General features: G+C 52.3%; 10 protein-coding genes. 7 read left to right on the top strand and 3 right to left on the bottom strand.

The genetic code is table 11. The features are described 5' to 3' along the window. The first annotated feature begins 51 nt into the window (after nucleotides 1-51). From SH449x_RS27195 to SH449x_RS27180, 4 genes are all read left to right on the top strand, one after another. A complete protein-coding gene (locus SH449x_RS27195) occupies nucleotides 52-546 on the top strand; it encodes an acetolactate synthase (protein ID WP_482379225.1) in 495 nt (164 codons plus the stop codon). A gap of 244 nt (nucleotides 547-790) precedes the next feature. Then, a complete protein-coding gene (locus tag SH449x_RS27190; protein ID WP_482379224.1) occupies nucleotides 791-1,141 on the top strand; it encodes a hypothetical protein in 351 nt (116 codons plus the stop codon). Nucleotides 1,142-1,249: 108 nt separating this feature from the next. Continuing rightward, entirely contained in the window at nucleotides 1,250-1,693 is a 444-nt protein-coding gene (locus SH449x_RS27185) for a rhodanese-like domain-containing protein (RefSeq protein ID WP_482379223.1), read from the top strand. 259 nt (nucleotides 1,694-1,952) lie between these two features. Then, nucleotides 1,953-2,852 (top strand): glycosyltransferase family 2 protein, encoded by a 900-nt coding sequence (locus SH449x_RS27180; RefSeq protein WP_482379222.1) that lies wholly within the window; start codon nucleotides 1,953-1,955, stop codon nucleotides 2,850-2,852. Between the two features lie 258 nt (nucleotides 2,853-3,110). On the opposite strand, the gene SH449x_RS27175 is transcribed toward SH449x_RS27180, so the two are convergent. From SH449x_RS27175 to SH449x_RS27165, 3 genes are all read right to left on the bottom strand, one after another. Further along, on the bottom strand, nucleotides 3,111-3,527 hold the full coding sequence (locus SH449x_RS27175; protein ID WP_482379221.1) for a hypothetical protein: 417 nt from the start codon (nucleotides 3,525-3,527) through the stop codon (nucleotides 3,111-3,113). A 159-nt stretch (nucleotides 3,528-3,686) separates the two neighbouring features. Next, a complete protein-coding gene (locus tag SH449x_RS27170) occupies nucleotides 3,687-4,418 on the bottom strand; it encodes a tetratricopeptide repeat protein (protein WP_482379220.1) in 732 nt (243 codons plus the stop codon). Nucleotides 4,419-4,504: 86 nt separating this feature from the next. After that, the gene (locus SH449x_RS27165; RefSeq protein WP_482379219.1) at nucleotides 4,505-7,045 is read right to left on the bottom strand and encodes a COG1361 family protein; all 2,541 of its coding nucleotides are present in this window, start codon (nucleotides 7,043-7,045) and stop codon (nucleotides 4,505-4,507) included. A 555-nt stretch (nucleotides 7,046-7,600) separates the two neighbouring features. Between SH449x_RS27165 and SH449x_RS27160 the strand changes: the two genes are divergently transcribed. The 3 genes from SH449x_RS27160 to SH449x_RS27150 all read left to right on the top strand — a co-directional run bounded on the left by SH449x_RS27160 (nucleotide 7,601) and on the right by SH449x_RS27150 (nucleotide 13,934). Beyond that, the gene (locus tag SH449x_RS27160; protein WP_482379218.1) at nucleotides 7,601-11,797 is read left to right on the top strand and encodes a vWA domain-containing protein; all 4,197 of its coding nucleotides are present in this window, start codon (nucleotides 7,601-7,603) and stop codon (nucleotides 11,795-11,797) included. 224 nt (nucleotides 11,798-12,021) lie between these two features. Further along, the gene (locus SH449x_RS27155) at nucleotides 12,022-12,645 is read left to right on the top strand and encodes an RNA polymerase sigma factor (RefSeq protein WP_482379217.1); all 624 of its coding nucleotides are present in this window, start codon (nucleotides 12,022-12,024) and stop codon (nucleotides 12,643-12,645) included. After that, complete coding sequence (locus SH449x_RS27150) at nucleotides 12,642-13,934, top strand: anti-sigma factor family protein (protein WP_482379216.1); 1,293 nt, start codon at nucleotides 12,642-12,644, stop codon at nucleotides 13,932-13,934. Before SH449x_RS27155 ends, SH449x_RS27150 begins: the two co-directional genes overlap by 4 nt. Nucleotides 13,935-14,018 lie beyond the last annotated feature (84 nt).

Here is a 14,018-nt window from a genome sequence, read left to right as displayed (position 1 = left end):
TGTTATGGCAGCATTTACTGGGAATTTTGAATGATTAGCGAGATAGCTTAAATGAGTTCTGGAGATGGAGCTTCGACATCGTATGAGACGATGCGTGGTCACAATTACCCCACGTTGCGACAATTTACGGTGTTCCTGGAGAATAGGGTCGGGCAGTTGCTCGAGGTGGTTCGTCGCTTCGAGGGGACGGGGATCCGGATTGTTGCACTCTCGATTAGCGATTCTGCCGAGTGCGCCTTTGTCCGCTTCCTGGTCAGTCACGCCGAGAGGGGGCGCGAGTTGCTTGAGAGAGCAGGCTTGGCGATGATCGAATCCGACTTGATCGGCGTGGAGCTGCCGAGCGGGTCGCAGCCATTATTACAGGTTTGCACGGCTCTGCTGCAGGCCGAGCTAAACATCATTCAAGCCTACCCGCTGATCTGCCAGCCGAATGGGGTCCCCGCTGTGGCGATCATGGTTGATAACACCGAACAGGCCCTCGAGACATTGTCCAGGAAGGGATTCCGAATGATCACAGAAGGGGATCTGCTCGATAGTTTGGGCTAGCAAGCTTTTCCCCGGAAAAGGCCCCAAGATAGCATTAAATCTTAGGGCCGCATTGTAATCCGTTGCCGTATCGTAATCAGTGCCCATCTTGGGCCGAGGGTCTGCTCGGCACTTGCCAAATCTAGCGACCCAAGTTTGGTGGGTTGTCTGCGAAGAAGTCTCGCGGCCCACGAACCGTATAGTATGGGTAGGCTGTAGCCGGAGCGGGGACTCCCGATCCGGTTTGGGTATCCTGGGCGTAGGCATGGTGTCCACAGTTGTTGCAACCGCCGTTGCCCCGGAGGTGGTTTCCGTAGTCTGTTCCTCCTCGTTGCCAGCCGATGGCACAGGGGCGGCAGCCGATCTGTGCGTTGCAGCCATTGCAATCATTGCAACGTCGACCGAGAATTCCGCAGCCGCTGAAGAGAGAAATTGTGAGTCCGAAGAGAGCGAATGCTCGAATGCCGTTTTTCATGCTTGGGTCCTTCCAAAGATCGTTTTGTCGCGCGGTGGCGGGGCGAATGAGATGAAATCTACCTCTCAGTTGATCTATGACATCGAACCAAACCGGACCAAACATAAAATCCGTCTAAACCGAACAACAAACATTGTGTAAACTACCTACTTCATCAAATCTTCCACGCTACGAGGGCAGAGCCGTGCTGAGCGGGCAGCCTGTTGTAGCAGTTCCTTTTATTATCAGTTGGGTTTTCAGGTCTACCTAATGTTCAGAATCAAAAGTGTTTCCGCAAAAAGTGGTTTTGCTGTGTTCTTTTCGATGGTTTCTTTGGCTACCTTTTTAGTGTTGCCCGCAAAAGCTATTGAAGATCCGAAGAAGAACCCACTGACCCACACCGAAGACAGTTTGGAAAACGTCAAAAAAGCAGTCGCCTCTGGGAAAGCTGTTTTGGTGGATGTTCGGGAGTTAGTGGAATGGAAAGGGGGACACGTTCGGGGAGCGGTCCACATGCCTTTCCGAGCACTTCAAGAAAAGGTAGATGCGAAGAAAATCAAAGATGAACTGCAAGACAAGATCGTCTACACCTACTGTGCGGTAGGGGTGAGATCGCTGAAAGCTGGGCAAATTCTTAATAAACTAGGATATGACGTCCGTCCACTAAAGCCGGGCTTCGACGAGCTGGTAGCAGCCGGCTTTCCAAAGGAGTAGTCATTCCCCGAACTACTTCCACCCACGACGAGCCAGTCTAGCACAGTTTACGCTACCGCTACCAATTGCCAGGTTTGGTTAACTGGTATGCTTCGAATTGAGTGAATTCGCATCTAATTCGAGCCGATCCGAAGAGTGTTCTCGAGAAAGTGGGGCCACCTTAGTGATCATGCTGTCTCGAGCGGATCTGCCGATGAACGATTTACAACCGTAGTTACGTTCGTCGCCCTCAATCACGAGAATCGTCGGAGTAAGCTCTGTGCTGCGCCTCTCAATTGTTGTTCCACATCATGATGACGACAGCTGCCTCGAAAGCACGCTGATTTCCCTGCTCGAAAATCGGGGAAGCGACCAAGAAATTGTCGTAGTCCACAACGGTAGCTATTTTGATCCTTATCAGCTCGGCAAGGACGAGGTGGTCATGATTGAGGCACCGAAGGACTTTACGCTTGTTCAGCAGCTGAATCTTGGGTTTTCGGCAGCCACCGCACCTTCAATCCAGATTCTGTTCCCAGGCACCGTCGTGACGCCGGGCTGGGCTGACGATGCACTCGACGTCTTACATGCCGAGGATGTAACAGCAGTCGGCATCCCCTGCGCCATCCAAAACACCTCAAAAATTGTGTATGGAATGGAGGCTGCGGCATTTCCGCGTAGGAAAGTTGCTGAGCAACCAACGGATGTCACGCCGCTGCTCAACGGCCTGGTGGTGAACAAGAGAGACCTGCAACTCGTGGGATGGTTATACGAAGACCTACCAAGGGAAGGTGCTGAACTCGAACTCCAATTGTTGCTAATGGCCATGGAATTGGATGCCCTCTGCCTTGCAGAATCAACCATTTCGGCGACAGCCAAGGCGGCCTATGGGCTAGAGCGGGGCTACGAAACCGGTCGGCAGAGCGGATTGGTTGCGAGTGCCTACGGCAGTGTCGAAGGGAGCGGGGTATCCGCTGAATCTTTAGCGAAACAACTCGGACATCTAGCATCCGGCCTGATGAATCCCAAGTCGGTCGCCGAGAGGCTTGGCTGGGTGATGGGAGCTAGAGACCGGTCGCATGACGAAGCCATTCGGAACCGGCTAGTTGCTGCCGCTGCCAAATTGGACCAAGATGCGCAGCAACAGACGTTTGCAGCAGTACCGTATCAAAGGGCGGCTTAAAAAACGTCCCGTGTCGAAAGCGGTCAACGGTTTGGACCAAAGAGGCGCTGTGGCTATGGCCTGAGGAATACGTCGGCAGCCCGTTCGTTGGAGCCCAGTGGGGACCGGGCATTTCAAAGAGTAAATGCGCTGCAGTGCGACCATGCCCTTTGTTCCTCAGAGCGTGTCACCCAGATGGTTTCTCGGAGCGTGCCACCCAGCCCCCTCTGTCTGGACAGTCTGTGCCTGGCCTTCAGGGAGTTCAGTACAAGCGATTCGCTATCGCTTATCTTTCAGAAACCGATGGCACTCAACACACTGAACGGTCATGCTGATGTAGCCGAGGGTCGCTCGGTCAGAATTGTCGCTCCGAGCACCTTCTCGAACGGCTGTCAGGGACCTTCGGAAATCCTCACTCATTCGGAGATACTCTTCTGTGGTGTAGACATTCCAGGCGCTTTCCAAGCTAAGGGCGCTCAGCCCCTGCGCACTGGAAGCGACTTGGTTCATATTGTTGGTGGTGAGCCCCTCGAGAATATCCTTTGACAAATCCAATTTCTTACGCATAAAGGCGTCGATCTGGGAACGCTGTTGCTGCTGCTGTGTCGCATGCAATTTATAAGCTCCGAAGAAAACGCAACAGATAGCCAAACCAACCGCGCCGTAGGAGAATACCTTCAGGTTGCTAACTCTCATTGATGCCTCTTTATAGACTGGGAAAGGGTCGAAAGTGTGCCACGTTTGACCGGAAACGCATTATGCACATGCCCCGCTGCTTCAATTCGTCACAAGCTTACAGCGAGTTGGCCTAAGCCACCAGTCATGCAGAAGTCGTGCCGAATTCTTACCAGGGCACTAGTAGCGATCATTTTGTCCCAGATTGCCAGGTTGGCCCCCTGAGTTATTCGCCAGATTGGACCCCGGCTGCGATCCGCCGTATGCCATTCGAACTTGCAGGGAGCTGATTCTTTGATGCAGATCGGGTTGATTGGTGTTGATTGCAAGACTCTGTTGGTAGTTTTGCATGGCTTGCATCAGTTCGCCGTTGGTTTCCCTCAGGCGACCTTTTGCAGCCCAAGCCTTGGCATTATTGGAGTCGATAGCCAGGGCCTCATCCAAGTACTGTTCTGCGATTTTTAGCTGGTTAAATTCTTGATGCAGTCGCGCGAGTTCCACCCGAGCGTCGGACTGCATAGGATTGCGTTTGCTCCAGTTTCGTAAAAGGGAGAACGCCTTATCTGCTCGTTGAGTATCGACAAGCAGTACCGCCAAGCCTCGATGCGTATCCACGTGATCGGGTGAGAGATCGAGCGCTTGGTTGTAGAGGGACTCCGCAGCTTCCAGCATTTTGGAGTCCTTGGCGTTGCTCCCGAGTCGGTGATAAGTGGATGCGAGGTTGTAGTAAACGTCGGGATTGCTGGGCTCCGATTGTCTAGCCAGCTCAAACTGTTGCAACGCTTCTGGGTACCGCCCCTGTTGAAACAGCGCGACTCCCATCCCATTTTGGCCCATGGGGGACTGACAGCCACACAAAAAGAAGCCAAAAACGGCCCCCATCACTATTGCTGTCATTTGCTTGGACTTCATCTATCCGATTCCCATCTTTGGTTCAACCTCATGATGGGACGGAATTATCAACTTTGGAGATTTGTGGCAATAGCGGTTAGCTGCCACTACCTGCGGGTGGATGAGGGGACTCCCGATGCGACGTATCGGGTCGATCCCTCTTGGACGAGGTCGACTTCTGCATTCAAGCCTTTGACTTCAGCTCGAAAGCGGTGGACTCCAGAAGTGCTAGCCTTTGCGAAGACTTTCAACGTCAGGCGCTCGTTGGGCCCAATCCTTGGGATGGTTTGAAAGACAACTTGTCCGGGAACGATTTGCCCAGTGTGCCCTTCTACTTTGACCGGCTCAATACCATCGGAGAACTGAGCGATGACCGCGACTTCTTGAGCCGCCTTCATCCCTCGGTTGTGGATTTCGATTTCGTACGTTACGGCCTGGCCGACCGGCGCGGGTGCAACCGGTGGGATCACAGCGAGCTTTAGGTCCTCAATCGCATCGACGACAATTTTCTGACTTGCAGAGACGGGTTCGCCATTTTTAACTTCAGCGTTGAATACCAACTCCGTATTTCCCATGTCTGAAAAGGTCAAACCGAAGGGCATGGTAATCGATTCATTGGGAGGTAGTTTTTTAACGTCCCATTGCACCGTGTTTCCTCGGCGAGACGATCCTGGAGGCAGAGTTTGAGGATCAGCCCCCTTGGGGAGCATGACCGTGCACTTTGCCAACTCAATTGTAGCGTCTCCTTGGTTGGTAAGAGTCAGCTGATAGTCGGCGACATTACCTTGAAAGTAGGTGGCCGGTCCTATCCAGCTGGCAATCAATCGAGATTGCTTTACGCGTACATCGATCGTGCTTTGCGTCTGAATCTGGGAGACTGCACTGGAGGCAGTTGCTCGTAGAGGAATGACTCCCCCCTGTTCAAAGAGGAGTTCGACATCGATCGAGCGTTCCGCTCCGGGAGCAATGTCGCCGATGACCGATTGGTTGCTGCCAAAGCTTTCCGCAGCAAGCTGGATCTCTACCATTTTTGCAACTGCATTGCCTGGGTTCTTGATCCTCAAGCGATACTTGACTGGAACACCGTACTCGGCCTCTGCTGGTCCCTCCAAAGCGAGATCCAGTTTGGGTTCGTGCACTTGGACCTTTAGTTCTTGGGTTTGCGGCAAGGCTGTCCATTCGACATTCATCGAAAAATGTTCGGCGGACATCGTTCTGAGGGGAAGGGCCAAAGTCTGCTTTTCCCCCGGGCGGATCATTGGGACCTCCCAGATGATCGCGTTGTCACCATCCTCGCGATCTGGCTGCACGTCTCCCGAAGTGGCTGACAAATTGCCTATAGCAACGGAATCAGGGAGTGAGAGCCGTACCAGCAAGCCGTTCAGATCCGAACGCCCCTGATTGCCGGCGTTAACCTCGTAAATGGTCTCTTGGCCAACTACCATCGCGTTTGGTCCGGAAATCTGTATCGATATGCCGGGCTGATTGAGTTCCAGGAGAGACTCTCGACTCGCACTTGCAGGTTGCGTTAACCCCGAATCCAGTTTTGCTCGTGGCTGGGATGATGCGTCTGAGCCAGCGGTATTGGATTGCGGCCTAGCTGACTGCGCATTGGTTGGCCGGTCTTCCGAAAGGTTCGGAACTCTGTTTCTGGAAACAACAGGACCAGCTCCCTCGGGCGATTGCTCTCGCTCCGGCGTCCCCTCGATCGCAGTTTCAATGCCACGATCTGTATTGGATGTTTGGGCTCTTTTGTCGCGAGAACTCGCTGCCTGCGATTCGACAGATAGATCGACCAAGCTGGTGGGAGGACTCAACTCCTGCTTGTTCTCTTTTGGCAGAGCAATGGATTCGGCGATCCCTGAGGTTCCGACGGGAGTTCGTCGCGAGGTCGACTTGTTCTCGAGGTTGGGTGGATTGTTGATTATCGGAGCACTCTGCCGCTGCTGGGAAAGAGGATTTGGTGCAATTCCGGTTGCGTTAACAGATCTTCCACCCGCTCCAGAATACACTTTCGCTTGGTTCGTGGGTGATGCAGCGGAATCGCGAGAAATGAAAGGCTCTGAAGATTGGCTTTCAACGGCCTGAGGCATTAAAGCGGAGCCGATTTCGTTGCCGCCCGAATTTCCATTTCCGGCCGAGCGCCCCACGCCACCCGATTCAAGAGATGGAGTCGCGGATGGCAGTTGTGTTTGCTGGCTAAGGATAGACTCTTCCGGAAAGGCCTGCATTCTCATCTCGTTGTAGTCGATTTCTTCGTGACCTCGAAAAACTCGATTGGTAAACGATCTCAAAGGTACGAACATCCCGCCTGTACCCCTGGGACCACCTGTTGTCTGAGCCGTGACAGACCTGCCGCGGGAGTCTTGAGGGCTGTAAGAATCCGGCCCAAACGAGTCTGGCGAGTTAGACTCACGGCTCGTACTGGGGATTTGCGATTCGGCTCGGTTCGTCGGCGTTTGCGTTTTTCGGGCAAAGATTTTGCCAATTGCCGCTGAGAATCCGTTAGGTTTTTCATCTTCGAATTGGTTTTGCCCGGCGAATCGATCCTCGTAATGATCGTCCTGCGACACGCCTGGCGTCGGCAGTCCAGCAAGAGCGATCAGGCCCAAGAGAATCAAGCGAATCGATTTTTTGATAGGAAGCATGATTTCTTCACCGGTAAATTGGATATCTACAATTAAACCTACTCATCCGTGGTTCATCGGCTGCCGCGAGTGTTGAAATGAAGCGATCAGAGGGATTTTGACGAATTTAACTACATTTCCGACGAGCGATCACTTTGTTCAATTTTGCTTATCCGCGTTGGGCAATGCTGCATAAAGCAACTTCTGGGATCTCCTGAGCGATCCAGTTTTGGAAGAATCTCAGCCTTTGTAGGCTCGGTTTTCTGTGCGGAACTGACACAAAAGAAGAAAAAAGGCAATCCCATGCATTATTTCTTCAATTTGGCACGAAACTCGCTTCCAGAGTGGTTGTGGGTATAATTCTAAGCAGCCAGGGCCCTACAACCGGATTGATTCGGTGTCGAGCCGGGCGCGTTTGAAGACGCAGTGCTGACGGAAGGGGTGGGAAACCTAGATTGTTTGGGATTCCGCCGGTTTTTGTTAGCATCCAGCGTCAGTCAGAAATAGGATTAGAAACATCAAAATCCGTTTTACACCTCATCTAAATCATTCGAGCCGGTTTTGGAGCGAATCGTTATGCGAAAGTTTTTAAGTATTGGTCGAGTCGTTTGTCTGGGAGCAGGCCTTTGGTTTTGCACTCCGCTGCACGCATTCGAGAACAGCTCCCGATTGCTGACCTACAAAGACAGGGACCAAACCCTTTTTGCCTTGAGTCTCGCGACTGACGCAGTCGTCAGTCCGCGGGCCGAGATGCGAGTGGCCATCATAGTGGATACGTCCGCTTCGCAGTCCGGCTCTTACCGGACAGACAGCCTCGAGATTGCCGAGAGGCTTTTGAGCTCGATGCCGACGTCGACCGAGATAGCGTTATTCTCCTGCGACGTTGAACCGAGGTTGTTGGCCAAGGGGCTTGCTGGAGAGGCCAGCTTTGCGGATGGGCTCAAGAAGCTTTCCGACATTGTGCCGCTGGGCTCTACCGACTTGGTAGCCGCTGTCAAAAAGGCTAAATCGGTGCTATCCGAGGCGAACGATGGCAAGGATTTGACCATCGTGTACGTCGGGGACGGTGTTCATCGTTTCAATTTGCTGAATCCCAAGGGATTCGAGTCTTTCGTTGGCGATCTGCGCGATGACCGCACCAATCTTATATCGCTTGCGATCGGTCCCGAATTGGATGTGGAATTTTTGGCCACGATTGCCAACCACACTGGCGGCACGGTTTACATACATAAGAATCTTGAAAACCTATCGAATCAGCAAATTGCAGAGGGACTGGCAAAGGCCTGTACCGTTCCTGTGTTTTGGCCTGGCGATACCAAATTCCCGCAAGCCGTTACGGCTCATTACCCCGCAAAGCTTCCCCCTTTGCGTGGAGACCGGGACTCGATCGTATTGGGCAAGCTTTCAAACGAGAATGCTAGCGGCGACTTGATCGTCGAAGGAAGCTGGGGAGCAACCCCTTCAAAGCTTGTGTGGAGCATCAAGCACGAGGCCCAGAGCGAGGATCTGGCGTTCCTCGGAGAGGTCATCGAGAAAGCGGAGCTGAATAACGGCCTGACCTTGCCAACAGCAGGATCCGAAGCGTTGATAGCGTTTGGCAATTCTCTGATGAATTCGTCTGACCAAATGCTCAAGGATGCACGGTTCGCGTTAGCGGCTGGTGACAAGGAAGCGGCGATCGCCATCGCGACAGCAGCTTTGAAAATATCTCCCAACGACCCTTCCATTAAGTCTGTTTTAGAGGCCGCCACAAAAGCAGATGTTCCGGTTTCGACTCCTAAAGTGGATTCTGATTCGGGCAAAAAAGACAAGCAATCCTCAACGCTTCGAAGACCTACTGTTCGCTTTGTTTCCTTTCAGGATGGCGGCGATCCCTTCGGCGAAGTGACGCAGCCACCAGCAAATCAGTCCGGAAGTGGCCAATCGGGGGCCGCTAATGACGATCCGTTTGGCGATGACAAAGCTACCTCTCCACCTGCCGTAGCCCCATCGCGAGGCAATTCTGCCGGTGTGTCATCGCTCAGAGCATTCGAGGATTCCTTGAACACAGGCGATTTCTTGAGAAATGCAGAGAGCGAGCGTAGAGCAGCTGCACAAGCTTTGGAGATGGATGTTCAGAATGCGATTCGCCAGACGAGATCTGACATTGTATCGGGCAGTAATCTCGCGTTGAGAAAGATTAATCTAAGCACTCTTTTGGACCAAGTAAGACGGATTCCTAGCATTGAGAATAGCACCCGCCTTCGCTTGGAACGCTCTCTTCAAGATGCGATTCAGAGTACAAGTTCGGCTATCAGCAGACGAGAGGATCAGCTCGCTTCTCAGGAATCCGTTCTGGCAGCCAAGGCGGCAACGGAGCGAATCCTGGGAGAGGAAGAACGCCGACAAGAAGCAATCAAGCAACTCGTGGAGCGTTATGATTCGTTGATGCGACAACAGTTGTTCGCACAAGCGAACAATGAAGTTGCTCCTCAAATTAAGGAGATCGCTCCCGGTACGGTAATTGATATGGTTACCGATGTAGAGTCCAACTTGGCTTCAAGTGCCAAACTGCTCGATGATGTAGTGCACCAGCGTCGTAGAGCTTTCGTGGATTCACTCATGTTAAACGAAGAGGCCATGGTTCCGTTCGTGGACAATCCTCCCGTTCGTTACCCCCCCGCAGATGTGTGGCGAGCTTTATCGGCTAGACGACTTGAAAAGTATGCAACGATCGATTTGTCCGGTGGTAACCCCAGCGAGAAACGAATCTATCAGTCCCTTAACAGATCGCTATCTGAACAGGACATTCAGGGGCTTCCCCTATCTCAAGTGCTGAAGCGTTTTGCCGAAGAGCTTGAGATCCCCATCATTATCGATGACAAGGCTCTCGATCAGGAAGGTATCTCGCCTGACGAACCTGTTGTATTGCAAGTACCTTCGATCCGCTTCCGTTCGGTTCTCAAACTGATCTTATCACCTTTGGATTTGACATACGTCATCGAAGACGAAGTCATGAAGATCACGACCAAATCGAGTTCCGCCAGCGAAGTCACTCGTATCTACCCTGTTGGCGACTTAGTCGTTCAGATTCCTGCCATGGGAGGCGGTATGGGCGGAATGATGGGTGGCATGGGCGGAATGGGTGGTATGGGCGGCATGGGAGGCATGGGAGGCGGCATGGGCGGCATGGGCATGGGTGGTATGGGAGGCGGCATGGGAGGCATGGGCATGGGTGGCATGGGAGGTGGCATGGGGGGCATGATGGCCGTTCCAGATTCGCCGACCAAAGCATCCCAAACAGACAGGCCTGTCCGTGAACTCATCCTCGACTGTGCATCTGGTGACATCGATGTGAAGATGGCTGCTGAACAAGAGCTTGCAAAGTGGGTTGGCGTGCAAATGAACCTTGCAAAAAGAGCCGCTATCAACAAACAATTCGAGAAAGCGACAGCTCATTTCGAGGAAGTGATTTCGGTTATCGGCGATTGCATGAAGGGAGCCCTCCCGGCTGCTTGGATGTATGATGCAATGACCACTGCGATGGTGGGTGCAGGGCGATCGTCAGCTGAGGTACGTCGTGTTCTGATGTCTAGTATGGACTTCGGAGCCGACGAAGTCAGTGCAGTACGAATCGCAGAGTTCTTGGCCGCATCAGGTATGAAACTGGAGGCATTGCAGGTTCTCAAGGATGTCAATATGTCGAACCCTGCACTCAAGCGACCACTGTTTCTAGCTTTGAAGCTTGGAGTTGAGCTCGAGCATGCCGATACGATCGAATGGGCGACAGTCGGCGTTCTCAGCCAGCCATGGACAGATGACGCATTGCCATTGATCCGTACAGCCTGGAACGCTGCCGAGGCCAACCTGATCCGACTCTACGAATCGAAGCAGATTGTCAAAGCTGGTGTCTTTGCAGAGCAACTCAATGACGCTAGACGTCGAGACCTAGTCGTTCGGGTGGTATGGTCCGGAGACGCTGACATTGATCTCGCTGTTGAGGACCCGACAGGCGTTATCTGCGATATGGCGAACCCGATCGCGATTTCTGGAGGAATGCATTTGGGCGATAAGTCTTCCCGGTCCAAGGCTGATCCAGATGGGTTCTCCGAGATGTATGTCTGTGCTAGAGGTTACTCGGGCGCTTACAAGATCGTCGTGAAAAAGGTTTGGGGCGAACCAGCCGGTGGGAAAGTGACCGTGAATATTTTGTCCGATTATGGAACTCCGGAACAGCAAGTGTTCCGCAAGACGGTCAGTTTAGATAATGAAGCACAGACAGTGGTAATCGTCACGCAGGTCAAGAATGGGCAGCGAACTGATTCCGCTGCTGAAGTTCAACTAGCGAAGGTGCGCGAAAATAAAGCTCGATTGGGCGAAGCCGTTCTGGCTCAACCCGGCGGTGTCTTTGCAGAAGGGGAAAAGTTACAAAACATGGTCGGCAACCTTGCTAGTTCGTCTTCGAGCTCGTCTTCCAACTACGGCAGCGGAACCGTTCCTTTTTGGGGATTCAATCGACAAGGTCGCCCCATGTTCGGACGTGGAGCTGTCGGCTATCGGCCGACGATTATGCCAGTCCCCGAGGGAACGATGTGGCCATTCACTAGTGCCGTCATTTCCGGGGATCGCAGGTACGTTACGATCGGCGGTTTCCCCAACTACATGGAAATTCGAGGGGTTACTACCTTTAATATCGTCACCGGTGAAGGGGGCGGCGGTGCAGGCGGTCTCGGCGGAGGACTCGGTGGGGGCGGCGGACTCGGCGGCGGCGGCGGTTTCGGAGGTGGCTTCTAGTCGTTTTCGCATCCCTGATAATCTTGTACACTAAGAGGGCGGTCCTTCAGCAGACCGCCCTTTTTTCGTTTCCAGAACCAAAGCTTATGCGTCACTAGCAATTTCTTAGAAACAAAAATCGGCTTTCCGGGTTTCAAACCCTACCTCCCAACAAAAAGAACCGGAAGTTGAGCGAACCTACTCCGAACACAAACAGTGGATCAATAGACCCCGACGTTGGCCTCATGCTGCGCGTGAAGGAGGATGATGCCGTTGCATTCGAAGAGCTTATTGATCGCCACCAAGGTAAAATCATCAGGTTCATGCGAGGCTGGACGGTCACCCCTGAACAGGCAGAAGATCTCGCGCAAGACGTTTTTCTTCGGGTCTACAAGGCTCGCAAGTCGTACGTACCTACGGCGAAATTTACAACGTGGCTGTATAGAATCGCTCACAACATCGCCTCCAACCATATTCGCGACAATTCAAACCGAAAAGAGTATCAACTCAGTGGAGATGGCGCTCTCTCCGAAGCAGTTTCGCTGGAACATTTGGCTGTGGCTCCAAGTGGGTTTCAACCAACACGCAACATGGATCATACAGAGCGTGCAGACTTTATTCTCCAAGCAATTCAAGCTTTGGGGGAACGGCAACGGACTGCGATTATGCTGAGTAAATTCGAATCGATGAGTTACCAAGAGATTGCAGATACGATGGGGCTGACTGTTCAAGCTGTCAAATCCTTGCTCAGTCGGGCCAGAGTCAATTTGAAACTCATGCTGGAACCTTACTTGGAATCCGGTGTTGGGAATGTAACCGCTGTACCGGATGATTCAGCCATGGGAGCAGACAAAGGAGTTGATTCATGAGTTTTTCGCCCAATCAAAAGATCGAAGAAATTGATGAGCTACTGACGGCCTACCTGGATGGAGAACTGTCTCCGGCCGAGTCCGCTATGCTCGAGGGCCGACTTGTAAACGAAGTCAGTCTACGCACACGGCTAGGAGAGCTACGAAAAACCTATGATCTTCTAGATGAAATCCAAGACACTCCACATAACCAACGCTTCACGCGAAGTACTTTGGAGTTGGTGGTTCGAGATATCGCGGGCACCCAGCCGCAAGCACAGGTGGCCGCCCCAAATCGCCTCCGTCAAGCTTCCTGGATGCCCTGGGTGTTGGCCATCGTTGGATCCCTTTGCTTGGGCGCAGTCGCTGGTGTTATCATCCACTACAAAAATCTGGATGACGAATTGGGGGATCTTGCACTCGCGGCTAACGTCTCGGGGTTTGCCGACACTTATGAGTTTCCTGTGATTGCGGATCTAGCAAAGGAACGGTCGGCCTTGCAAATACTCAAAAAACAATTCGCTGATAATCTGATTCCGCGTATACCAGTCAACCTTACGGAACGAGCTTATTGGTATAAGTCCCTGAACGCATTCCAACAATCGCGATTGGAATCCGAACGTGAACAGCTCCAATCATTGAATCCAGAATTGGCCAGTCGCTTTTCCCAAATCCAGAAGAAAATCGAGGCAGAACCCAACTCCGATGAACTTCAAGAAACGGTTAGAATCGTCGGGCTTTTGATGGACCAAATTCCCAACGCCGAAAGATTGTATTTGGAACGACTCTCTGCGGAAAATCGAACCCAATACCTCAGAGAACAATTGAATAGGATGGCCGCGACCTACTATTTTTCTAACATGATCTCTGCTGATGACACCCAGCATCTGAAACTTTGGGGGGAAGAAATGTTTCTCCCAGCCATCACAAAACTCTACTTCGAATATTACCAAAATCGCGAAGAAGCTCGTTTCGTGAACTTGGCGATCAATCGTTTTGTTCGACAGTCCAACGATAAAAGCCTCCGACAGTCAGACGACTACTCTACCTACCCGTTCCAAGACCTAATCATGCCGATGCTTGTCGAAAAGCTTTCCCCTGAAGCAAATGATATACTCAGCCGGGTTCGCAAGGATTATCAACTCGAGGTTCTTGCCAAAAGTCTATTTGACGACCGTCTAGTCTCCGAAGGGTCCATGCTCGCAGAGTACGAGCGAACAAAACCTTCCATCAGGGAATACTTTGACCTTTATGATCCGAACAGAATGCGAAGCTATTTCCGCGACCCCAGGGTTAGCACCCCCAAGTAACTGGATGATTGCAATTGGTGTAAAGCCCTCCAAATTCTTTTCCTAACCCAGTTTCTTTGGCGGTCTAGGTCTGGGCATTTGGCT

Source organism: Brakhagea baltica (assembly GCF_052161605.1).
In the GTDB taxonomy this organism is placed as follows: domain Bacteria; phylum Planctomycetota; class Planctomycetia; order Pirellulales; family Pirellulaceae; genus JBKCUI01.
Note: the sequence above shows the minus strand (reverse complement) of the source record. Positions and strands in the feature narration are given on the sequence as shown.

What these genes read in the sequence shown, in the direction of transcription:
- SH449x_RS27195 (WP_482379225.1), top strand. Translation starts at nt 52, where the DNA reads ATGAGTTCTGGAGATGGAGCTTCGACATCGTATGAGACGATGCGTGGT.
- SH449x_RS27190 (WP_482379224.1), top strand. Translation starts at nt 791, where the DNA reads ATGGTGTCCACAGTTGTTGCAACCGCCGTTGCCCCGGAGGTGGTTTCC.
- SH449x_RS27185 (WP_482379223.1), top strand. Translation starts at nt 1,250, where the DNA reads ATGTTCAGAATCAAAAGTGTTTCCGCAAAAAGTGGTTTTGCTGTGTTC.
- SH449x_RS27175 (WP_482379221.1), bottom strand. Translation starts at nt 3,527, where the DNA reads ATGAGAGTTAGCAACCTGAAGGTATTCTCCTACGGCGCGGTTGGTTTG.
- SH449x_RS27170 (WP_482379220.1), bottom strand. Translation starts at nt 4,418, where the DNA reads ATGAAGTCCAAGCAAATGACAGCAATAGTGATGGGGGCCGTTTTTGGC.
- SH449x_RS27165 (WP_482379219.1), bottom strand. Translation starts at nt 7,045, where the DNA reads ATGCTTCCTATCAAAAAATCGATTCGCTTGATTCTCTTGGGCCTGATC.
- SH449x_RS27160 (WP_482379218.1), top strand. Translation starts at nt 7,601, where the DNA reads ATGCGAAAGTTTTTAAGTATTGGTCGAGTCGTTTGTCTGGGAGCAGGC.
- SH449x_RS27155 (WP_482379217.1), top strand. Translation starts at nt 12,022, where the DNA reads ATGCTGCGCGTGAAGGAGGATGATGCCGTTGCATTCGAAGAGCTTATT.
- SH449x_RS27150 (WP_482379216.1), top strand. Translation starts at nt 12,642, where the DNA reads ATGAGTTTTTCGCCCAATCAAAAGATCGAAGAAATTGATGAGCTACTG.